Source organism: Kibdelosporangium banguiense, from assembly GCF_017876405.1.
GTDB lineage: Bacteria > Actinomycetota > Actinomycetes > Mycobacteriales > Pseudonocardiaceae > Kibdelosporangium > Kibdelosporangium banguiense.
Map to the genome: position 1 here is coordinate 358,552 of NZ_JAGINW010000001.1, position 22,277 is coordinate 380,828.

Here is a 22,277-nt window from a genome sequence, read left to right on the forward strand (position 1 = left end):
TATGCGGCGGCGGCTTCTCGCAGTGTCGATGGCCGCGGCGGTACTGGCCGTGTATTCAGGTGGTGCGTCACCCGGGTACACGGCTTCCGCCGATCCAGGGCTGTCATGGCGAGTGGAACAGGCACCGTTCCGGCTCGTCTACACCGACGACGGCAGACAGCTGACCGCCCAGACACCCAGCAGCATGGGGTACCGGCTGACGGACGGCTCTTCCCACCAGCTGACAACGCTTCGCACCCACAGCGCCGGAACGTACACCGTCAACACCGACGAAGCTGACCGCACAGCGACCGTCCGGGTCGAGCGGACCAGCCGCGGACTGCGTGTCTCCCTGACGTTGCAGCCCGCTGCCGACGTCGTCCAGGTGTCCGAGAACCTCGTGGGCTCGTTGGACGAGCACTTCCTCGGCGGCGGTGCGCACACGATGTTCATCGACCTGCGCCGCAAGACATTGCTCAACAAGGCTGTGTTCGTGGGCGCGAGCAACTTCGGCAAGTGCAACAAGAACGGCGCACCGACGCCGTTTTTCATCAGCTCGGCCGGTTACGGTATCTACCCCGACACCACCGCGATCGGCCGTCTTGCTTTCCCCGACGCCGCACCGGACACGCACTGCAACGACGCTCCGGCCCCGTGTCCGGTGGAGTACAACAAGCCTGATCGCATCCAGTTGTGCTTCAAGACGAACAGGCTTGACTACGAGGTCTACCGCGGTGATCCCGCAGCGGTGACCCAGTCGTACTTCCAGCGCGTCGGCATGCCGGTCCTGCCACCGCCGCGGCAGTTCGCGATGACCAAGTGGCGCGACAAGGTCTCCTCGCAGAGCGAGGTCATCGAGGACATGGTCGAGTTGCAGAAACGGGGAATCCCGCTGGACTCGATCTGGATCGACAACCCGTGGGAGCAGGGTCCGGCCGGTGGTCGCGTGACGTACGCGTGCATCGGTGCACTGACGTTCGACAACCAGCAGTTCCCCGATCCACAGGGGATGATCGCCCAGCTGAAGGCAGGTGGGGTCAGCCTCGGCACCTGGGTGGCACCGTTCCTGAGCAAACAGTCCGACGGCAAGCCGTGCCCGCACGACTATCCGCCGGGTTCGTTCGTGCAGTCCGACCGGACGAACGTGTGGGACATCGACCTCACCAACCCCGTGGCCCGCGCCCACTACGAGGCCAAGCTGGAGAAGCTCTTCCGGATGGGTGTCTCGCTGGTCAAGGGTGACCGCGGCGAGGAGCACAACTTCGAGGAGTCCACGTTCGCGGGCGGGCCGGGCACTCTGATCCACAACCGGTATCCGTTGCTGTACGCGGAATCCGTCACCAACATGCTGCGCAAGGTGCACGGCGAGGACTTCGCCACGCTGTTCCGGGCCGGCTACGACGGGATGCCCAGGATCCTGCGCGGCGCCTGGATGGCCGACGCGGACATGAGTTTCGACGGGTTGCGGCTCACGTTGCGGCGAGGCGTGAACAACTCCTTCACCGGGCAGCCGGTCTGGGGCTCGGACACCGGCGGCTACCGCAAGGTCGCCGACGACTCGCCTTCCGCCAGCCTGTTCACCCGCTGGGCCCAGCTCTCGGCGATCTCGCCGGTGTTCCAGGTCGGTGGGCCGGGCCGCAACGCGACACCCTGGGTGTACGACGATGCGACCGTGGACCGGTTCCGCAGGTCAGCGATCCTGCACTACGAGTTGTTCCCCTATCTGTACCGGCTGGCGCAGGAGGCGTCGGTCACGGGAGTTCCGATCACCAGGGCGATGGCCTTCTCCTATCCGCAGGACGAAGAGGCGTGGCAGGCAGACCAGCAACTGATGATCGGTCCGGATCTGCTCGCCGCACCGGTGACAGCCGACCGCGCCGAAGCCGACGGTGCGGCGGGAAGGCCGACTCCTGTGGACGTCTACCTGCCTGCGGGCAAATGGATCGACCTGCACAACGGACAGGTCCTCGACGGTGGCAGGCACGTGATCCGGGAGTCCACACTGGACGAGTTCCCGCTGTATCTGCGGATGGGCGGCGGTATCGCTTTCAACCAGCGGGATCCCGGCATCTGGCCGACGCCGTGGGGTCTCAACGACATCGACCCGAAGGATCGGACCGGCTGGCTGGTCTCGCCGGACGCGGGCGTGCACATCAAGAACCACACCGGCGGCGAGCTGACCACCCAGCGGACCGGCAAGTTCCTTCAGCTCAATGTGACCGGCTCGGCTCGCGAAACCCAGGTCACCATCCCTGGCGACGCCCCGACGTTCGTGCTGATCGACGGCAGGCCTGTCCCCCAGTCGACCCCCGCGCAGCTCAAGGGCCGGAGCGTGGGCTGGACGGTGAAGCAAGGAGCCTTTGGCGGAACCGTGCTGAAGCTCCACGGCTCCGCCAAGGTGCTGCTCTACTCGCGTTAGTTGATCACTATCCGGTCGAGGTCCGCCGTCCCGGTGATGCTGACCAGGTTGAGGCCTGGGTTGAGCTTCGCCGTGACGGCGCGGCCGATCAGCGGGGCCGAGGAACTCCAGCCGGTCAGCATGATCCGCTCGGTGGTGCGGCTGTTCACAACGTTGACATCAAAGGACTTCGTGCCTTCCGCTGTTCCCACAACAGTGATCACCCGTTCGCCGCCGAGTGGCGCGACAACCGGCAGCAGGACCCGTCCTGGGAACTGGACCTTCAAGCCTCCGGAACAGTTGTCACACCGGACGCGCTTTGCCCCGTCCGGCAACAGGCCTGCTTCGGCTTCGTAGGAGACGCCTTCGGTGTTGGCACTCCTGGCGTACTCACCGCCGGTCCAGACCTCGTCAATGCGCAGCTTCTTGTAGTAGTTCGGTGCATTGGCCGCACTCCAGGTGCTCGTGACATTGAGCCGGAGATACCGGGCATTGACCGCAGGAAAGTCCACGAATTGCACCGCACGCGCACTCGGCATGACACCGGATTGCACCGAGGTCCAGGTCACCGCATCCTGGCTGGCTTCCACGGTGTAATCCTTGATCCGCGCTTGAACACCGTGTCGTAGGTGTCCCAGGCCGTGACCCCACTGATGGTCAGCGAGCCGTTCGCCTGGCCGAACGGCTTGGCCTCGCCGGTACGGAGGTCGCGCACACTACGGACTCGGTACCCGTTGTCCCGTAGGGTGATCGAGCTTGCTGTCGCAGGTTTGGTGAGGACGTGCACGTATTGCAGGTCCGGGTTGTCACGGTTCATCGTGATCACGCCGTGTGCGCCATCGTTCCAGAATCCCGGTGTGAGGCCGCCGTAGAGGTAGCCACCGCCTTCCACACCGTGGATCGATTCCCAGATCGGGGCAAGGTACTGGGCTGCGTAGTTGTTGAAGACCTCCTGTTGTGGCGGGAACCGGCCGTTGATCATCGCGGTCTCGGCCATCAGCGATTTCACCGACGAGCCCGCGTTGCTGATGATCCGGCCGAGTGTGACCGGATAGTCGACCGGCGCGTCGGTGCCGTCGTACCACCACGCGCCTCTTGTCGGCAGCTTCCACTCGCCTTCGGTCAGACGCGGCTGAGGCGTGAGCACGGCCTGCGGGTAGTCGTAGGCCGGCGTCATCCCGACTTTCTGTTCATGGCTGACCATGTCCATGATCGGGGTGTCCTCGTTGTTGTTACTCAGTGTCCAGGTTGGACGCTCCTGCCGGATCCGCTCGTACAGGTCCACGGCGGAGGAAAAGATCGGACCTTTGACGCCGCCTCAATCTAACAGTTTTGCCCCCAATGTGGCGTTGGTAGCGTTGGATGCCACCAATGTGGCATTGGAGGCAAAGCCGGGACCTTGAGAGGTCGGAGGGGCTAGCTGCGGGGAGTGCGGCGGCGCAGGCCGAGGACGATCAGCACCAGGCCGCCGACGACACACAGCAGCCCGATGCTGGTCCACAGCCGCTCACCGGTCATGAAGCTGCCGGTGATGTAGCCGAGCCCTTGACCTGTCCATACTCCGCCGATGAGGATCAGCAGGACGCCCAGCACGATCGGAAGCCATTTGCGCATACCCTCATGGTCGCACCATGAACTGGGCGCCCGGGAGCGGGCGGTCGACCACACGGACGTCGCCGATCCACCCGTAGAAGGTCTTGTCGATCTTGCGGTCGTAGGTGTACGCGCCCAGCAGCCATACGTCGTCGGCGGTCGAGATGCCGACCGCCGGAGTGGACGGGTTGCGCAGCAGTTTGGAGCCGTCGACGTAGAGCGTGGTGTTCCGGCCGTCGTTGACCACCGCCACATGCCACCACTTGTCCAGGGGCAGCTCGTGGCCCCAGTTGGTGGAGATCCCGTTCTGGTTCAACGGGAACGTCGCCCATTGCAACCCGTGCCCGTCGGAGATGCTGAGCGTGGCGACCGGCTCGCTGGGGTCGTCGCCGGTTTTGCCCGCGTCACGGCCGGTGCCGAGGCGCGACAGCAGGGCGCTCCAGGCGTTGGCGCCGCTGAAGTCCTTGGGCAGCTTGAAGAACGCCTCGATGGTGTAGCCACGCTGGAAGGTCGCCCTGTTCATCGGCGCTCCGGGCACAGTTCGCAAGTAGGCGCCATCAAGGAAAACGCTTCCGTGCGCGGGCTGTCCACGGTGGTGCTCGGCTGACCACTTCGGAGTTTTCTCGGCGACGAGGTGGTTTCCGTTGCCGGAAAGGTCACGTGTCTCCTGCTTGTCGAACCGCCAGTACGCCACGGTTCCGGGAATCACGAGTTCGCGAGCGGGACGCGGCTGCGGCTCGGGATGCGGATCAAAGCCGGAGAACCGCTGCTCGAAATCGATCGGCACGCTGAAGTAGTCGGCCGGGCCGGTTCGTTCGATCTCCTCACGGGACAACAGGTTCAGCCGTGCAGCCGACTGGCCGAGCAGCCACGGCGAGATGGTCTCGACGTCGATCGTGTTGCGCGCCAGATCGAAGTGGTACAGCCGGATCATGGCACTGCCGCCGTAATAACGGTCTTGGTAGTTCGTGATGTGCGCGTGCACGTCGTGGCCCGCGTCGTTGCGCAACACGACCCTGCCAGGTGGCCAGAAATGGCCGTTCAGCGTCAGGAAGATCTGGTCGCTGCCCTTCACCAGGTCATTCCACAACCGTTGTCCGAAATCGGACAACTGCGCGTTTCCGTCACCACTGTCGGCGTGGACGAACTCGTGTGTGGTCAGGATGACCGGGCTCTTCGGGTGCTTGCGCAGAATGTCCTTCGCCCACTGGACGCTGCCCGCCGACGGACGCCAGTCCAGTGCCAGCACAAGCCATTCCCGGCCGGCTGCCCGGAATACGTGATACGTGTTGTAGCCGTCCGGAGTCGCACCACGGAAGGTCGGGCTGTTACGGAATCTGCGCGGCCCGAACGCGTCCAGATAGGGACTGGGGCCGCGCTGGTCGTCCTTGCGGGAGTCGATGTCGTGGTTGCCGGCCAGCACACTGTACGGAAACCGGTCCAGAATCCGGAATGTGCGACTAGCCTTGTCGAACTCGTCGGCCAGCCCGTTCTCGGTGATGTCGCCGAGGTGCGCCACGAAAACCGTGTTGTGCTCACGTGCACTGTCCACAATGTAACGCAGCGACGCTTCCAATGGCGCTGAGTCACCACGGTCACGGTCGTACAGGTACTGCGTGTCCGGGATGACCGCGAGGGTGAACCGCGGGTTGGTGCTGTCCGGCCGCCAGTCCTGGGTGGCCAGTGCGGGCGTGGCCAGTACGGGTGTGGACACGGCGGTCGCCGCACCGAGCAGCCCCGCGTTGAGGAGGAACGAACGTCTGCTTGACACGGCCGGAAACTACGGGCCGGAAGCGAATTCAGGCCGAACGCGACATGAACCTACAGATCGTGGACGTCACCGGACAGTGAACCGTCCGGCAGCCGCGGCGGCTTGATCCCGGCCTGGATGAACAACTCCCCCAGCTCCAGGTTCAGCCGGTTGACCAGCATCCGGTAGTCCGGTGCCGGCCGCAGATCCTGATGGGTCACTGTGCGCGTGAAGGTCTGGACCTCCGAACCGCGGGTCGGGCGCAGCCGGTTGACATCCAGCTGCAGCTCGGCGTGATCGTTGCGGCGCCAGATCGTCAGGCTCCACCATTCCCGGACGTCGCCGGACATTCCGCCGTGCTGAGGACCGCGCGGAATACGCCAGGACCATGACTCGACCCAGCTGCGCAGCTGCTCGGCACTGACTTCCACTTCCACTCCTGTTGGGGAGAGAGTGATCAACCACTGGAAGCCTACAACGCCGCAGAGCCGGTAGCCGCCAATGAACGTAAGGTCAAGGTCTCCGATCGATTGACCTCAACCATGGTTGAGATTGCAGGCTCTCAACCATGCCCTTCACACAAGCTGAACTGGACTATCTGGCGAGCCAGCAGCTCGGCCGGCTGGCCACCGCGCAACCCGGTGGCACGCTGCAGAACAACCCGGTCGGGTTCACTTACAACCCCACGACGAAGACGATCGACGTACGCGGCTTCGGCATGGCCAAGAGCCGGAAGTACCGCAACGTGCTGGCCGGCAGCCCGGTCGCGTTTGTGGTGGACGACATCTATTCCGTTGATCCATGGCGGGTTCGCTGCCTGGAGATCCGGGGCCGCGCCGAGGCGATTCCCGACGCCGAGAACCCGGACGGGCCGCTCGATGGCGCGATCATCCGGATCCACCCGGAACGGATCATCAGTTTCGGTGTGGACCGTCAGGACGTGCCCGCCCATGAGATGAAAGCGGATATCCGCAATGTCCAAAGAGGCTCTGGCAATTGAGTCTTGGAATAGCGAGCCGGGTTCCAGGTGGATGCATCGCTGTCCGGCGGGCCGGGCCTGGACTGGACCGTCCAGGTCCGGTCCGCCGGGCAGCGAGGCGCCGCCTGGGCCCGATCTCGCCCAAACGCTCAATTGCCAGAGCCTCTATACGCGAACGAGCGAGTCGGGGGTGGCCTCGGCGAGGCTGCGATGTCCGGACAGCGCCAACGTGAGGTCGAAGTCGGCGAGCACACTGCGGACCACGTGCCGGACACCTGCCTCGCCGTCGTGCGCGAGGCCCCAGACGTACGGGCGGCCAAGCAGAACCGCCTTGGCACCCAGCGCGATCGCTTTGAGCACGTCGGCGCCGGTACGGATGCCGGAGTCGAACAGGACGTCGAGCCGGTCCCCGACGGCGTTGGCGATGGCGGGCAAGGCATCCAGCGAGGCGATCGCGCCATCCACCTGACGGCCGCCGTGATTGGACACGACAATGCCGTCCATCCCCGCGTCGGCGGCCCTGCGGGCGTCGTCGACGTGCTGGATTCCTTTCAGCACAATGGGTCCGTCCCAGTGTTCCCGCAGGAACGGCAACGCGTCCCAGCTGCGGTCGGTGCCGGTGAACATCGGGACCCACTTCAGCACCGCCGCCGCGATGTCCTCTTCCGGCGGCTGGGCCAGACCGGACCGGAACACCGGATCGGAGAACGGGATCGCGGTACCGGTGCCGCGGATGAACGGCAGATAGGAATTGTCCAGGTCACGCGACCGCCAAGCCAGCGTCCACGTGTCCAGGGTGACCACGAGCGTCGTGTAGCCCGCCTTGGCGGCCCGGTTGAGGATGCTGATACACACATCCGGGTCGTTGGGCCAGTAGAGCTGGAACCAGCGTGGACCGTCGCCACTGGCCTCGGCCACGTCTTCGATCGTGTTCGACGAAGCGGCGGACAGGATCATCGGAACGCCCAGCGCACTCGCGGCACGCGCGGTCGCCAGCTCGGCGTCCGGGTGCACTATCGACTGCACGCCGACCGGCGCGAGCAGCACCGGAGCGGGCATCGGCGTCCCCAGAACGGTCGTCCTGGTCTCCCGGGCGGTCGCGTCGCGCAGCATCCGCGGCACGATCTGCCAGCGGTCGAACGCCGCCCGGTTCGCGCGCACCGTCGCCCCGGAACCCGCACCGCCCTCCACGTACCAGAACGGGCCCGGCGCCAGGATCTCCCGCGCCGAATCCGCCAGCCTGGTCGGATCCGTGGTGAACGCGGGCACCTGGTCAGCCAGGCCCTGCAGGTAGATCTCGTTCTGGTAGCCGCCGAGAGGTTGGTTCACGGCTGCACTCTAACGCCGCAAGGTCAGCGCTCGCCGAATCCTTGCTGCCCGTATCCCTGCTGCCCGTACGGCTGCTGGCCCGGCTGAGGCTGTCCGTACTGCGGAGGCTGAGCCTGCGGCGGGTACGGCATCTGCTGCTGGGGTTGCTGCTGATATGGCTGCTGCTGATAGGGCGCCGCGCCGTATCCCGGAGGCGGCGGAAGGGCCTGAACCGCCTTGGCCTCCTTGTTCTTCTGCAGCGCCACACTCGCGCCGACGATGGCGCAGCCGACCACACCCAGACCGATTCCCAGCACCGGCTGCATCGACTCGGACCACATCAGGATCCGTAACTGGAAATCGGTGTAATGCAGAATCGCGGAGACGAACCCCGCGAAAATCAGAAACCCACCGAACGCACGCACAGTGCCCCTCCCGGAATGCCCTGGCGAACCATGGGTGCCACGCACCGAATCCCCACCTGGTCCCCCTGGTACTTCTTCGACTGGGCGGACAACCTAACGCTTCGGGTGGTTACGGCGCCAGAGGGCGAAAAAGACAATTCCCCCAGCGAGAGCACTTGTTGTCAGAACGAGAGAAAGCGGGCTCAAGGTCTGTACACCAAGCGCGACCAATACGGTCCAGACAGTGAGCAGAAGCAGTGACACCCCGACCAAGCCGGTCGCCGCGGTGAGCAGGGGGTGCCCTCGCATGGTCTCTTTCAACGGCACTCCCCGCGCGAACTGGAACCACCCCATGCCCAGCACGACCCCCGAGAACACCAGCAGCACCAAGCCGAACCAGCCGAGCACCCGGCCCGCGGTGTCGATCCCGATCAGCAGCAGCACCAGGCTGCCGATCGCGATGGCGACCGAGGCGCGCCGCAAAGCCAGCCACAGCCCGAGTTCCTCGATCCGGCCGAGATGGGTGTACTGCGCCACCGGCTCGTTGGTGGCCGGCGTCTTGGTCGTGTCCAGCGCCGGTCTGCCGAGCCGGACGAGGTTCGCCCGGGCGTGCTGGTTGGCCGGGTCGATCTTGAGTGCCTCGAAGTAGGCGCGCTTCGCGGTTTCCTTGTCGTGCACACGCAATGCCGCGTCGCCGAGGACTTCGAACGGCCGGGCTTCGTTGTTGGCCAACTGGATCCCGCGACACGCCGCGGCGAACGACTCCTGCGGGTTGTCGCCGCCCAGGGCTTCGGCGAGCGCGACATGGCCGCGCCAGTCAGCCGGGTCACGGCGCACCGCCTCACGCGCGGACACTACGGCCTCGTCGCGCCGGTCCAGTTCCACCAGCGCGACGCTCGCCAGACGGAAGCCCCACGAGCGCTCGCCGAGCCGGATCGCCTCCTTGGCGGCGTCCAGGGAGGACTCTGCTTCGCCCACGTCCAGGTACGCGGCGCCGAGCTGGCACCACGCCTCAGGGTGCGTGGGGTGCTCGTCCAGCACCCCACGCAACAAGTTGATCGCCGCGTCGGGGTTTCCGGCGGCGGTCAGGTCGGCCGCGCGACGTAACGCGACCGCGATCGGCTCGCCCATCCTGACTCCCTGCATCGGGTCTGCGGATGGACCAGTCTTGCACTCCCGGTGCTACACCGGTTTCGGCGAGTCCACTCCGGGCCGCGTGTCGCGCCACATTCCCCTGGTGAAATCAGGAATCGGCACTGCCACGCCGCCCATGTCGATGGATCTCGAACTCAGCGGCACGGGTGCGCTCCACACCGCGCCGTCGTAGACGTCCATGTCCGGCACCAGCCCGAGACGCAACGTTTGCATGGTCCGGTACACCATGTAGTAGTCCATCCCGCCGTGGCCGCCGGGCCCGGGTGGGACGTCTGTCCACAACCAGTGGTCATAGGATTTGTACTCGTCGAAGTCCGCCCACTGATCGTTGGTGTTGCGGGGTTCCAGGTAGATCCGGGGTGGATAGTCCTCGAACACCCCTTTGGTACCGGCGATGTGGTTCAGCCGGCTGTAAGGGTGCGGTGTGGACACATCGTGCTGGAGCCGGATCACCCGACCTTTGGCGGTCTGCAGCAGGCTGATTGTCGTGTCCGACTCGACATAGCGTTCGCCCCAGGAGGAGTCATCGGGTTGCTCGTGGGCTTTGCGGTACTCGGCCAGGCCGAGCGCGGGCGTGCCCATCGCTGAGATGCGCACGATCCGGTCGCCGCGGTTGATGTCCATGTAGCCGGCGACCGGGCCGAGTCCATGCGTGGGATACAAGTCGCCCTTCAGCCGCGACTTCGTGTGCCAGGCGCGCCGCCATTCACCGGCGTAGTACGTGTCCGAGAACAAGAGCTCTCGTAAGTCGTGGATGTACGCACCCGCGCCATGCAACAACTCCCCGAAGAGTCCCGCGTGCACCATGCGCAGCAGGCGCATCTCGTTCTGGCCGTAGCAGCAGTTCTCCAGCTGCATGCAGTGCCGCTGGTAGCGCTCGGAGGCGTCGACCAACTGCCACAGCTCATCGACGGTGGTCGCGAACGGGGTCTCCACGCCGACGTGCTTGCCCGCACGCAATGCCGCGAGCGCCATCGGCACGTGCCATTCCCAGGGCGTGGCGACGTAGACGAAGTCGATGTCGTCGCGGCGCAGCATGTTCTCGAAATCGTGGACGCCCTTGGCGAAGACCGCGGGCGCGGGCTGACCGGCGTCGGTGACCAGTTTTGCCGCCCGGGCAGCGGCAGTCGCGTTCACGTCGCACAGCGCGGTGATCCTCACGCCAGGCACGGCGAGGAAAGAACCGGTCATACCGCCGCCCCGGTTACCCAGACCGATGATCGCGACGCGGACGGTTTCATGCCGCTCGAACGGCACGTTGATCATGCTCCGGCCCTGCCGGCGCGGCCACTGCTCCGCAGCCTGGGCCTCGGCTCCGGCGCCCACGCCAAGGGCAGCACCGGCTGCCGCACCCGTTCGAAGCAACGCCCGCCGGGAGACCTGATCGCTCATGACACCTCCTGCGCAAATCTGCACATTTGAGCTCGATACAGTGCAGATTCACACAGACGGATGCGAGTGTCAGCCTACTTTTGTCGTAAAGAAGCCGTTATGCGACAGCTGCGAGCTCCTGGACCGCCTTGAGCGCACTTTCCTTGGAGGCGTCCGCGATGTGCTGGAACTGTTTGAGGTGCTCCCTCACGTAGGCCAGCGTCATCTCGCTGTGGATGAAGGTGATGTCCTGGTCCAGGCCGACCTTGCTGAAGTTCGCGCGCAGCAGCGGCTCCTGGAAGTCCCAGCCCTCGCGCGGCGTACCTGGCGCGTACGAACCGCCTCGCGCGGTCACCACGAACACCTTCTTGTGCGCGAGCGGGCCTTCGCCGGTCTCCTCGTTGACCAGCATCTCAGGGACGATGACGTGATCCATCCACGCCTTGAGCGACGACGGCAGCGTGAAGTTGTACATAGGCACCCCCAGCACCACCACGTCCGCCGCGACGAGCTCGTCGCGCCACGGCTTGAACGACTCATAAGCCGCGGTCTGCTCCGGAGTCCGCAGGTCGGCAGGCATGGTGGCGCCCGCGAAGTACTCCCCTGACAAGTGCGGGATCTGCTCGACGGCCAGGTCACGGTACGTGTAGCCGCCATCCGGGTTGGCGACCTTCCACGCCTGCGCGAAAGCGGCCGTCAACGGCCGGGAGTGCGAGCGTTCGCCGTTGATGCTCGAGTCGATGTGCAGCAAGTTCGTCATAACCGAGAAGATACGAATCGAGATGTTCCGAGTCAAGAACGTTCGGCGTAAGGGCCATCACGTAGACTGAACATGTGGACGAAAGCGTCAAGACCGAGGGTGTGCAGGCCCAGCGGTGCCTGCAGCATTTTGACGTGAACTGGCTGATCAACCGGGCCGCGCACGGCCTGCGTGAGGCGATGGACGCCGAAGCGATCGCGCACGGGACGACCATCCGCGGCCAGATCGTCCTGACCGCCCTGGTCCAGAACGACGGCCCTGGCGCACGGCCGTACAGCCAGCTGGCGCTCGGCCACGCGCTGGGCGTGGACAAGACCACCATGACCGCGTTGCTCGACAAACTCGAGCGTCAAGGCCTGGTCGTGCGCACGCCCGACCCCACCGACAGGCGGGCCCGTATCCCGGTGCCCACCGAGGCCGGCCGCGAGTTGCAGGCCAAGCTGTATCGGCAGCTCAAGTCGGTCGAGGAGCGGATGCTCTCGCCGCTGAGCCTGGACGAGCAGGACCAGTTACGGGACATGCTGCGCAGGCTCATCCCGATGGGCCCGGTCGAGGGCACGTGCATGTGACCGCACCGGGCAAAGTACGGGCGGCTTTGATTCTCGGCGCGCTTTCCGCGTTCGCACCACTGTCGATCGACATGTATCTGCCGGCATTTCCGGCAATGACAGGTCAGCTCTCGGCCACCGCGTCGGAAATCCAGCTGACACTGACCACGTTCGTGGTAAGCCTCGCCATCGGGCAGGCCATCGCCGGGCCGTTGTCGGACAGTTTCGGCCGGCGCAGGCCGCTGGTCGCGGGTTTGGTTCTTTACGCGGTGGCTTCCGTGGCCTGCGCTTTCGCGCCTTCGGCCTACGTATTGGTCGTGCTTCGTTTCCTGCAAGGGCTCGGCGCGGCGGCCGGGATCGTAATCGCCCGGGCGGTGGTACGCGATTTGTTCTCCGGAATCGCGATGGCCCGATTCTTCTCGCGGTTGATGCTGGTCGCCGGGCTGGCTCCGATTCTGGCCCCGGTCCTGGGCGGGGAACTGCTTCGGTTCACCTCGTGGCGCGGGATATTCGTGGTGCTGAGCGTTTTCGGGGTTGTCCTGCTGCTGAGCACCCTGCTCGGTCTACCGGAGACACTGCCAGCCACCCGACGGCAGCCCGCCCGGGTCGGCGGCGTGCTGCGGTCGTACGGATCGCTGCTGCGCGACCGGGTTTTCGTCGGCTACGCCATGACTGCCGCGCTGCTGTTCGCAGCGTTGTTCGCATACATCTCGGGGTCGACGTTCGTGCTGCAGGAGGTCTACGGACTGACGCCGCAGCAGTTCAGCCTGGTCTTCGGGGCCAACGCGGTCGGGATCATGATCGCCGGGCAACTCAGCGGCTGGCTCGTCGGCCGGTTCTCATCGCGGCGGCTGGTGACCATCGGCCTGGTGATCGCGCTGGTCGGCGGCGCCGGACTGGTCGCCATGACGGTGGCTGGGCTCGGGCTGATCGCGATCCTGGTGCCGTTGTTCCTGATCGTGTCCAGTATCGGGATCGTCATGCCGAACGCGACCGCGCTGGGCCTGGCCGACCAGGCGGACAACGCGGGGGCGGCGTCCGCCCTGATCGGCATCACTCAGTTCCTGGTCGGCGGGATCAGCGCGCCGCTGGTCGGGGCCGGCAGCGGCGCGCTGCCCATGGCGATCGTGATGGCCGCTCTGAGCGTGCTCTCGACCCTCACGTACGCGGTGCTAACCCGTGACAAGGCCGACCGCCAGAAAGATGATCACTCCACTGGAGACCAGGGCGGTGCCCAGCCGGCCACGCGGACCGGACAGCACCCGGCCGACGAGACTGCCGCCACCGGCGAGCAGCAATTGCCAGCTTGCTGACGCCAGCCAAGCGCCCAGCACGAACACTATGCCGGACAACAGGTCTGGCGTCGTGTCCGCCTGCATCCCGACAACCAGCGCTCCGAAGTAGACAATGGTTGCCGGGTTGAGGACAGTCAGGCCGAGCAGTCCGAAGTAGGCGCCGCGGACCGTGGTCGGCTTCTCCTGCCTGGCCTTGCTCTCCCGGAACGCCGCGACCGCCGTCCTGATGGCCAGTACAACAAGCACAATCGCCGCGGCCCAACGCATCTGGGTCGCGACCGGCTCGATCAGCCTTGCCAGCGCCGCGCCGCTGAGGACAGCGACCAATGCGTAGAGGCCGTCGGCGGTCGCGACGCCGAGCGCCGCGGCAGCACCGATCTTGAGGGAAGTCCGCGCGGTCAGGCTGATGATCAACGCACCGATCGCCCCCACGGGGATCGCAACGCCGTAACCAGCCACAACCCCCGCGAAGAACGCGCCGCTCATGACGGCGTGAGGTCGGACCTCCCCGGCCGCACGCCCTGCTGTCGACGCGCCCCAGTCGCCGTCGCGACAGGACACTTTCGAAGCGGGCTCGTAGTCATACCCAAGATGCTGCCACGGGCCTGCAACCGATTTTCACCCTCACACCCGGTAACCGGACAATTACGGAAGTTTCGGGCGAGCCCTTGAGTTGTCCCCCGGTGCGAGACATAGTGGGACCTGCCGCCAAATATGTATGGAAAGTTTCCTAATAAAGGAGACCCGATGCGGAAGCTTCTGCTCCTCGCGGCAACCCTGCTGGCGGCCGGAACCCTGGTCCCGACCGCGGCCGCGAGCCCCGCTCCACTCGCCGGGCCCACAGCCGCCCAGCTCCTGGCGAAAACCCAGTCCTGCAAGCAGATCTCCAGCGGCAAATACAAGACCGACAGCGAACTCGGCCGCACAATCCCGGTCTGCGACGCCAACGGCGCAGTCTGGTGGCGCGCCGACATGGACATCGACTGCGACGGGCAACGCACCGCCCGCTGCAACGAGGACACAGACCCCTGGTTCCAGCCCGACACAGCCTTCCACCGCTCCGACGGCAAACCCCTGATCTCAGACGTGACGCATTACGTGGTGGTTCCCAGCCCCAGCAACACCTGGCGCTACTCATCCTCAGGCCTCGCCGGCGCAGGCTCCTGCGCCGTGATCTACAACAACAAGGTCCTCTACGCATCCATAGGAGACACAGGCCCCACCGACATAATCGGCGAGGCCTCCTACTCGACCGCCCGCGACCTAGGCATCAACCCAGACCCAGAAAACGGCGGTACAGACGGGCCCGTGACCTACATCTGCTTCAAGAACTCCAAGGTCTCCCCCATCGAATCCAACTCCGCCGCCACCACGGTAGGCGAAGGCCGCGCCAATACCTTCGTAACCAACAACTGACTCAAGGCTTGCCGCCCGTGCGAACTCTTCTTCGCACGGGCGGTGGCTCCACCCAAACCAATGATCACCTTCGACAGAAACCCTGCCGCCCATACCCACATAGACAGTCCCCCGCCCAACCCGGGGGGCGTCCCTGGTCCAGTCTACCGGGGGAGCATGATCATCGGGGGGTTTCAAGAGGCGAGTCGGCGCGAATGGGCCGTTCGCTCGGGATTCACTCCGGTGGCCCAGCGGCAGGTCAAGCACCGCACGGCCGGACGTCAAAGTCCTCTGTGGACTGAGGCTGGGCGCCACATGGGGTATAGTCTGGGGCCGTCGTCCGGCAAGGTTATCGGGTTGCCGGTGGGCTGGAAGCCGAGGTGGACGTACAGCGCCAGGTTGCGGCGGTTCGTGGCCTCCAGGTAGGTGGGCGTTCCGGTTTCGTCCAGTTCGCGCAAACGGTGCTGTATCAGGGTTGTGCCGATGCCCATTCCCTGCTGTTCTGGCCGGACTCCGACAAAAGCCAGGTAGTGATGCGGCATGACCGGGTGGGCTTCGCTCATCACCTGGCGCAAAGCGAGGAACCGCGAAGCGTAAGGCCCGCAGATTGCCCGCAGCCGGCGCTCCACGTCACTGGGTTCCGCGTGCGGTGGGCCGAAAACCGCCGGATACCAGACAGACACCCCCGAAAGTTCCCCACCGGCGAAGACGTCGCCTGCCCCCAAAGCGTGCTCCACAGCCATGGCCCAATATTGCGGGTAGATCCGCCGGCGTTCCGCCAGGTCCGGGACGAGCCATTCCGCGATCTCCCCGATCAGGAACGCGTCGCTGAGCACTTTGCTCACGGGGGCAACAGGATGATCTCCGCCCACGCGGAAAACGTCGTAACGGTCCCGGTCGGCGACATTCTCATCCGAGGACTCCGGCACGAGCCCGGCGATCGAGCCGGAACTGACTTCCGGCAGATCCCGGGACGCACGGCCGATGACGCTGTTGGCGCCCAAGCCGATCGCGGCGTAGACGTCCGGGCGTTGCGACTTCAGGTGAACGCCCCAGCAGATTCCGGCGAGACCGGCCACCGCGAACACCGAAGGCAGGATCCACACAGCCGGATGGCTGGACGGCAGTCCCAGCAAAGCCGAGTACTGATTCAGCGTCAGCCCCAGCACAACAAGCAACAACACGGCAGCGATGGCGGGCGAAACCAAGCGCCGCCAAAGGTTCTCCTCCGCGACCTTGCGGCGCGCGAAGTAGCCGATCACCGAGATGGATGTGATCGCCATCAGGATCACCACGCCGAGTCCGCCGAACGTGGTTCCGATGTACATGAGGTCGATCAACGGGTCCAACCCGAACAGCACGAACAACACGATCACGACGAGTGCCAGCCCGGTCTGGACCAGTGAGCCGACGTAAGGCGATCCGGTCTTCCGGTGCGTCGCACCGAGCCTGCCGGGCAGAACCTGCTCACGCCCCAGAGCGAAAAGATACCGCGCCACCGTGTTGTGGAAACTCACCAAGGCCGCGAAGAGGCTCGTCACGATCAGAATCCGTCCGATGTCGACGATCCAGGCGCCCAGGAAGTTCGCGTTGATGTTGAAGATCAGATCCGCCTGCTGCTCGGTCGCTACCGCGACGATCTTGTCGGGACCGGTGTAGACCGTCAGAGCCCAGGACGAGACCGCGTACAGCACACCGACAAAGGCGACAGCAATGTAAGTGGCCTGCGCGACTGTCCGTTTAGGATCGCGGGTCTCCTCGGCGTAGACCGCGCCTCCTTCGAACCCGACGAAACCGGTCACCGCTGTGACGAGCAAAGCACCGACGCCCGCTGCGACCAGGTTGGACGGAGACAGGGCGGCGAAGCCGATCTCACCACCAGCCGGATGCGTCAGCTCCACCGCGTTGAACACCAGCATGATCAGGCACTCGGCCGTCAGCAGGACAGCGAGCACCTTGCTGTTGAAGTCGATCCGCAACACGCCCAGAACCGCGATCACGACCCAGGCCAGCAGCGCGAGCACCCACCACTGCACGTTCCACCCGAACCATGTCTTCAGATGCGTCGCCAGGATCGCGCCGAACCCGCCGTACAGCCCGATCTGCATCGCGTTGTACGCCACAACAGCAACAAAGGATGCACCGACACCAGGCACACGCCCAAGCCCTTGCGCCACATAGGTATAAAAAGCACCCGCATTGGTGATGTGTCGTGACATCGCGACATATCCGACTGCGAACAGGCCCAGCACGATGGCGATCGCCGCGTACGCCACCGGGATTCCGATGGTCTTGGTGTTGGCGAACGTGAGCACGGCGCCGCTGCCGATGACGGTCAGGGGTGCTGCCGCCGAGACTATGAAGAACACGACCGATGAGACGCCGAGCCTGTTGCGGGCCAGGGCCCGGGAGACCCGGCTCGGTCCAGTGGGTACGAGCGCCGTGCCTGGTGCACCTAACCTGTTGTCCACCAACGCATGCTCCTTCGTTGACACCTTGTGGGCGCTTGCAACGACAGCTATCTGCGGCGGCCGAGGACTGCGTCGCCTACTGCGGCCTCGGTCTGCTTGGCCAGTTCGAGCAGTGGAGCGGGCAACGCACGACGCAGCTCGTCCAGTTGCGATCTTGCGCGGTGCGGGCCGTGGAACCAGAGCAGGGCGCTGAGCAGACCGGTCGAGTGCGCGAGCGCGGCCAAGGTGGCGTCCTGCATCAGTTTGTGGTCTTGACTTATCCGGGTACGGCCGAGTCCGGGGTGCGGACGGGCCAGCAGGTCGTGCAGCCGGACCTCGGGGATCAGCGCACGTTCGGCGCTGACCGCGCGATACTGCACAGTTGGCCCGCCCCACCATTTTCGCAGCCGCACCTGGGCGAGGTGGCCGGCGATGTGCAGCCTGCTGCCGACTTTGTCGCGCGCGTCCTGGCTCAGGTATTCCAGCCAGATCCGGATGCTGTGCGGAGGCTCGCTCACGATCTCCCGCAACAGGCTCGCGGCCAGGGAGTCGTTCGGCGGAGTCGGGTCGAAGACGATCACCCGGCCGTCGGCGATCTCCAGCCTTCGTTCAAGCACGAGTTCGGCCAGCAGCGCTCCGGCCAGACCGAGGTCCATCCCGGTGTCGTGCAGCCGCGGCACAATTGTGTCCGCGTCATGGTTGTGCGCGACCAGGAAGAACTCGTCGGCTAACCGGAGATGCGTGGGTTGGCTCGGTGCCCTGCCGGTCACCGCTTCGCTTCCGGCGGTCTCACCCGGCGCGACGAATATGCGATGGTTGCACCGTCAATTGGTGAGCCCTGTAAGTCGGGAGGGTGAAACACCGGAACAGGATGCCACTGACGATCACTACATAACACGATCGATCGTAGTGCGTCACCCGATTGGTCGAGTCCGCAATGATGGATATACCAAACTGTTCCCCTCATCGGACGTCTCACTTGCCTGCTCGTCAGCTCAAGATCGACAACTACTGGACGAAACGAGCTCGGTAGGCCAAAGTGCGAAATCCCTTCGTAGACGCGTCATAGCGTCGGGCGAAAACCGTCTCCGTGACGGTTAGGGAAGGCGTTGGCAAGACGACCGGGGAGGCCAGACAGAGGTGAACACCCGCAAGGAATGGTCAGTGACGTGCCGGGACATCGCGGGACGGCGGCGTGACCTGACGGTGTTCGTCAGCGGTGGACGGATAGTGCTCGTCTCACCACCAGGGGAGACCGCCGTGCTGACTCCACTCGACGTGGGCAGGTTGCGCGCGGCGCTCCGGGACGCCGTGGTGGACGCGTCGGTGATCCCAGAGACATGAGCTTTCATTCCTACTACTGAGTAGGTATGGTCCCGTTCCGTACCGAGGAGGTGCGGATGAGCAGGTATTTCCTGACGGGCGGGACCGGATTCCTCGGGCGCGCGCTGATTTCCCGGCTGGTGGCACAGCCCGATTGCCAAGCGGTGTACGTGCTTGTCCGGGCGGGTTCGCTGGCGAGGTTCGACGCGCTCGCCCGGCAGTGGGACACCAACCGGGCCATCCCGGTGATCGGTGATCTCACCGAGCCAGGACTCGGTGTTTCGAGCATTCCCGGGGACATCGATCATGTCGTGCACCTCGGTGCGATTTACGATTTCACCGCATCGGAGCAGAGCAATCGCGAAGTCAATGTGACCGGTACCCGGAACGTGATCGACTTTGCCGGCCAGGTGCACGCGGATTGGTTGCATCACGTCTCCTCGGTGGCCGTGGCCGGTGACCATCACGGCCGGTTCACCGAACGCGATTTCGATCTTGGCCAGCAGTTGCCGTCGCCCTATCACGCGACAAAGTTCGCTGCCGAGAAACTCATCCGGGAACAGCGAACCGTGCCCTGGCGCGTCTACCGGCCCGCCGCCGTGGTCGGCGATTCCCGGACCGGGCAGATGGACAAGATCGACGGCCCGTACTACTTCCTGCCCGCGATAACCCGATTGTCCCGGCTGCCCGCGCGCCTTCCTCTCATCGTGCCCCAGCTCGGCTCCACCAACATCGTCCCGGTCGACTACGTCGTGGACGCGATGGCGCACCTGATCCACGCGCCGGCCGAATCCGGCGCGACCTACCACCTCGGCGCGCCCCGCAACCAGACATTGACCGACGTCTACAACGCCTTCGCCGGTCCAGCGGGCGCACCCAAGATCGTTGCCAGCCCGCGGCTTGCGGGCGTGGTCCGCGGTGGCCGTATGGCCGGCCACCTGGCGAGCCAGGCGATCGACCGGCTTCCTGGTGGCCGGGAAGCACGCGATGCCGTGCTCACCGAACTCGGAATCCCGCCACAGGTCCTGCCGCATCTGGCGATGGAGCCCAAGTTCGACACCACCGCGACCCAGGAGGCGTTGGCAGCAAACGGGATCGAGGCGCCGGATCTGGCGGCGTACGCGCCGCGCCTGCTCAGGTACTGGTCGGAGCATCTGGACCCGTATCGCGTCCGTCGTCGTATCGACCGCGCGGACCCGTTGGCAGGGCGACGAATCCTGATCACTGGCGCGTCCTCGGGAATCGGCCGGGCAACGGCACTCGCGGTGGCCACGCGTGGTGCTCAAGTCCTGCTTGTGGCGCGGCGTGAGGACGAGCTCAACGACGTCCGCCGCGAGATCATGGCCGCCGGCGGCTCGGCCTCGGTGTATCCGTGCGATCTGACCGACAGCGCCTCGGTGAATGCACTGATCAAACAGGTTCTGGCCGACCACAATGCTGTCGACATGCTCGTCAACAATGCGGGGCGATCGATCCGGCGCTCGGTGTACCTGTCGGTCGACCGGATGCACGACTTCGAGCGCACGATGGCGCTGAACTACTTCGCTCCCTTGCGCCTCACGCTCGGACTGTTGCCACATATGCGAGAACGCCGTTTCGGTCACATCGTCACAGTGACCACGATGGGCCTGCAAAGCGATACACCGCGGTTCTCGGCGTACCTGGCGTCCAAGGCCGCCATTGAGGAATTCGGCCGCGTGGCGGGCCGTGAGACGCTGGCCGACGGCATCACGTTCACGTCCGTCCGGATGCCCTTGGTCCGGACACCCATGATCGAGACGACCAACGCCTATCGTGAAATGCCTGCGATGAGCCCGAAGCGGGCCGCTCAGATGGTGGTCGACGCGCTGGTCGACCGGCCCGAGGTGGAGAGCCGGCCAGAGGGCGTCGCGATGGAGCTGGCAAGACTGGCCGCGCCGCGAACGTCCCGGCGAGTGGCGAACCTGCTCTACCGGATGATGCCCGAGACCGCGCCGGAGGCCCGGACGCGCCGCCAGCCACCGTTGGCCACGGTGGCGGCGACGCTGACACGTCTGGTCTGGCGCAAACTCTGACTACAGCGAGGGTTCGTCGCCGGCCCAGTTCACCTCGGCCTCGAGCTGGGTGGCCAGCGCGAGCAGCGTCGGCTCACCGCCGAGGCCGGCGACGAACTGCACACCCAGCGGCAGTTTCTGCGCGGTCCAGTGCAACGGCAGGGAGATCGCCGGGCGGCCGGTGAGGTTGGCGAGCTGGGTGAACGGCACCGGCGCCAGGTTCATCAGCACGGTGTCCGTCCACATCTTCGTCTTGGCCAGCCGGCCCGCGAGCCCGAGCTTGAGCACCAGCTCGCCGAACATCAGCAACCAGCGCGGCGGATCCAGCTCGCCGATCTTCACCGGCGGTCCGGCCAGTGTCGGTGTCAGCAGCAGGTCGTATTTCTCGTGGAACGCGGCCAAAGCACGCGTGTGCTCGTTCCACCTGCGGTTGGCCGCGATGTACTCGGGTGCCGGCATGGACCGCGCGGCCGCAGCGAACAGGCGGTTGTCCACTTCGAACTCTTTGGCGCCGGCTCCGGTGAGGCTCTGGATCTCGGTGATGGTGGCGGAGATCTGCGCGGACCACATCGTCAGGAAGTCCTGCGCCAGCTGCCTGCCGTCGACACCAAGCTCGGCCTGTTCCACCTCATGGCCGAGCTTGGCAAGAAGCGTGGCCGTGTTCTCAACCGCAGCAACGGCTTCACGGCTTACGTCAGTCCCGATAGGAGAGTCGACAATGTACCCGACTCGTAGCTTTCCGGGCTCACGCTTTGCCAGCTCGGCATAGGAGGCATCAGGCCGGACCGACACGTACGGACCACCGAGATCTGGTTGCGAGGTCAGCACATCCAGCATCGCGGCGGTGTCCCGGACGGTCCGCGAGATCACGCCGTCGGTCGCCGCGCCCTGCAGATGCTCGCCGTTGCGTGGCCCGGTCGGCAGCAGTCCGCGGCCCGGCTTGAGCCCGACAAGCCCGCAGCACGCGGCCGGAATCCGGATCGAGCCGCCGCCGTCGCTGGCGCCCGCCACCGGCACGATCCCGGCGGCCACCGCGGCCGCCGAACCACCCGAGGAACCACCGGGAGTGTGGTCGAGGTCCCACGGATTGCGGGTATGGCCGGTCGCCAGCGGTTCTGTGACGGCCTTGGTGCCCAGCTCGGGTGTGCTGGTCTTGCCGAAGATCACCAGCCCGGCGTCCAGCCAGCGCTCCACCACCATGCTGTGGCTGGCGGCAACATGGTTACGCAACGCCCGCGAACCGCCGCCGGTCGACAGTCCTTCGTAGTCCTGCCCAAGATCTTTGATCAGGAACGGCACACCGGCGAACGGCCCTTTCAGCTCAGTCGCCGCGCGCTTGCGGGCCAGCTCGTTCATCGGCTGCACGATCGCGTTCAGCCGGCCGTTGACCTGCTCGGCCCGTCCGATCGCCACGTCCAGCAGCTCCACGGGCGACACCTCGCCCCTCGCCACCAGCTCAGCCAAGCCGAGCGCATCGAACCGCCGGTACTCGCTGTAGTCCATTGGCACACCCTAAGAACTAAATCGCTATTGGAC

At 65.6% G+C, this 22,277-nt stretch carries 20 protein-coding genes and 1 pseudogene; 7 read left to right on the forward strand and 14 right to left on the reverse strand.

Features of this window, described 5'->3' with window-relative positions:
* Position 1 precedes the first annotated feature (1 nt).
* Complete coding sequence (locus JOF56_RS01605) at positions 2-2,398, forward strand: TIM-barrel domain-containing protein (RefSeq protein ID WP_209633662.1); 2,397 nt, start codon at positions 2-4, stop codon at positions 2,396-2,398.
* Here JOF56_RS01605 and JOF56_RS57555 read toward each other — a convergent pair.
* From JOF56_RS57555 to JOF56_RS01625, 5 genes are all read right to left on the reverse strand, one after another.
* Positions 2,395-2,967: a hypothetical protein gene (locus tag JOF56_RS57555; protein ID WP_307854869.1), complete on the reverse strand. Its 573-nt coding sequence runs from the start codon at positions 2,965-2,967 to the stop codon at positions 2,395-2,397. The genes JOF56_RS01605 and JOF56_RS57555 overlap by 4 nt on opposite strands.
* Positions 2,943-3,662 (reverse strand): hypothetical protein, encoded by a 720-nt coding sequence (locus JOF56_RS57560; RefSeq protein ID WP_245378115.1) that lies wholly within the window; start codon positions 3,660-3,662, stop codon positions 2,943-2,945. Before JOF56_RS57560 ends, JOF56_RS57555 begins: the two co-directional genes overlap by 25 nt.
* Positions 3,663-3,793: 131 nt before the next feature.
* The gene (locus JOF56_RS01615; protein WP_209633663.1) at positions 3,794-3,991 is read right to left on the reverse strand and encodes a hypothetical protein; all 198 of its coding nucleotides are present in this window, start codon (positions 3,989-3,991) and stop codon (positions 3,794-3,796) included.
* 4 nt (positions 3,992-3,995) lie between these two features.
* Positions 3,996-5,741, reverse strand: coding sequence for a LamG-like jellyroll fold domain-containing protein (locus JOF56_RS01620; RefSeq protein ID WP_209633665.1), 1,746 nt, complete (start codon positions 5,739-5,741; stop codon positions 3,996-3,998).
* A gap of 50 nt (positions 5,742-5,791) precedes the next feature.
* Positions 5,792-6,151 carry a hypothetical protein gene (locus JOF56_RS01625; RefSeq protein ID WP_209633667.1) on the reverse strand — a complete coding sequence of 120 codons (360 nt, stop codon included), beginning with the start codon at positions 6,149-6,151 and terminating at the stop codon, positions 5,792-5,794.
* A gap of 137 nt (positions 6,152-6,288) precedes the next feature.
* Between JOF56_RS01625 and JOF56_RS01630 the strand changes: the two genes are divergently transcribed.
* Complete coding sequence (locus tag JOF56_RS01630; protein ID WP_209633669.1) at positions 6,289-6,720, forward strand: PPOX class F420-dependent oxidoreductase; 432 nt, start codon at positions 6,289-6,291, stop codon at positions 6,718-6,720.
* Positions 6,721-6,864: 144 nt separating this feature from the next.
* Here JOF56_RS01630 and JOF56_RS01635 read toward each other — a convergent pair whose 3' ends face one another.
* The 5 genes from JOF56_RS01635 to JOF56_RS01655 all read right to left on the reverse strand — a co-directional run bounded on the left by JOF56_RS01635 (position 6,865) and on the right by JOF56_RS01655 (position 11,697).
* Positions 6,865-8,028 (reverse strand): lactate 2-monooxygenase, encoded by a 1,164-nt coding sequence (locus JOF56_RS01635; RefSeq protein WP_209633671.1) that lies wholly within the window; start codon positions 8,026-8,028, stop codon positions 6,865-6,867.
* A gap of 23 nt (positions 8,029-8,051) precedes the next feature.
* The gene (locus JOF56_RS01640) at positions 8,052-8,432 is read right to left on the reverse strand and encodes a hypothetical protein (RefSeq protein ID WP_209633673.1); all 381 of its coding nucleotides are present in this window, start codon (positions 8,430-8,432) and stop codon (positions 8,052-8,054) included.
* A gap of 93 nt (positions 8,433-8,525) precedes the next feature.
* A complete protein-coding gene (locus JOF56_RS01645) occupies positions 8,526-9,542 on the reverse strand; it encodes a tetratricopeptide repeat protein (protein WP_209633675.1) in 1,017 nt (338 codons plus the stop codon).
* A gap of 51 nt (positions 9,543-9,593) precedes the next feature.
* Positions 9,594-10,958, reverse strand: coding sequence for a Gfo/Idh/MocA family protein (locus JOF56_RS01650; RefSeq protein WP_209633677.1), 1,365 nt, complete (start codon positions 10,956-10,958; stop codon positions 9,594-9,596).
* A gap of 97 nt (positions 10,959-11,055) precedes the next feature.
* The gene (locus JOF56_RS01655) at positions 11,056-11,697 is read right to left on the reverse strand and encodes an FMN-dependent NADH-azoreductase (RefSeq protein ID WP_209633679.1); all 642 of its coding nucleotides are present in this window, start codon (positions 11,695-11,697) and stop codon (positions 11,056-11,058) included.
* Positions 11,698-11,771: 74 nt separating this feature from the next.
* Here JOF56_RS01655 and JOF56_RS01660 point away from each other — a divergent pair, with 74 nt between their 5' ends.
* Together JOF56_RS01660 and JOF56_RS01665 are read left to right on the forward strand one after the other, a co-directional pair.
* Positions 11,772-12,266, forward strand: coding sequence for a MarR family winged helix-turn-helix transcriptional regulator (locus JOF56_RS01660; RefSeq protein WP_209633681.1), 495 nt, complete (start codon positions 11,772-11,774; stop codon positions 12,264-12,266).
* Positions 12,257-13,558, forward strand: coding sequence for a multidrug effflux MFS transporter (locus JOF56_RS01665; protein WP_209633683.1), 1,302 nt, complete (start codon positions 12,257-12,259; stop codon positions 13,556-13,558). Before JOF56_RS01660 ends, JOF56_RS01665 begins: the two co-directional genes overlap by 10 nt.
* Here JOF56_RS01665 and JOF56_RS57565 read toward each other — a convergent pair.
* Positions 13,484-14,026 (reverse strand): annotated as a pseudogene (locus JOF56_RS57565) (LysE/ArgO family amino acid transporter); the annotation flags it as partial. The gene JOF56_RS01665 and the pseudogene JOF56_RS57565 sit on opposite strands and share 75 nt — an antisense overlap.
* A 261-nt stretch (positions 14,027-14,287) precedes the next feature.
* On the opposite strand from JOF56_RS57565, the gene JOF56_RS01670 reads away from it, so the two are divergent.
* Complete coding sequence (locus tag JOF56_RS01670; protein WP_209633684.1) at positions 14,288-14,956, forward strand: glycoside hydrolase family 75 protein; 669 nt, start codon at positions 14,288-14,290, stop codon at positions 14,954-14,956.
* A gap of 260 nt (positions 14,957-15,216) precedes the next feature.
* On the opposite strand, the gene JOF56_RS01675 is transcribed toward JOF56_RS01670, so the two are convergent.
* Together JOF56_RS01675 and JOF56_RS01680 are read right to left on the reverse strand one after the other, a co-directional pair.
* Positions 15,217-17,406: an amino acid permease gene (locus JOF56_RS01675; protein ID WP_209633686.1), complete on the reverse strand. Its 2,190-nt coding sequence runs from the start codon at positions 17,404-17,406 to the stop codon at positions 15,217-15,219.
* Positions 17,407-17,453: 47 nt separating this feature from the next.
* Complete coding sequence (locus JOF56_RS01680) at positions 17,454-18,155, reverse strand: GOLPH3/VPS74 family protein (protein WP_209633688.1); 702 nt, start codon at positions 18,153-18,155, stop codon at positions 17,454-17,456.
* Between the two features lie 370 nt (positions 18,156-18,525).
* Here JOF56_RS01680 and JOF56_RS01685 point away from each other — a divergent pair, with 370 nt between their 5' ends.
* Positions 18,526-18,729: a hypothetical protein gene (locus JOF56_RS01685; protein WP_209633691.1), complete on the forward strand. Its 204-nt coding sequence runs from the start codon at positions 18,526-18,528 to the stop codon at positions 18,727-18,729.
* 56 nt (positions 18,730-18,785) lie between these two features.
* The gene (locus tag JOF56_RS01690; protein WP_209633693.1) at positions 18,786-20,762 is read left to right on the forward strand and encodes an SDR family oxidoreductase; all 1,977 of its coding nucleotides are present in this window, start codon (positions 18,786-18,788) and stop codon (positions 20,760-20,762) included.
* Here the strand turns inward: JOF56_RS01690 and JOF56_RS01695 are convergent, their stop codons facing one another.
* The gene (locus JOF56_RS01695) at positions 20,763-22,244 is read right to left on the reverse strand and encodes an amidase (protein WP_209633695.1); all 1,482 of its coding nucleotides are present in this window, start codon (positions 22,242-22,244) and stop codon (positions 20,763-20,765) included.
* Positions 22,245-22,277: the final 33 nt, after the last annotated feature.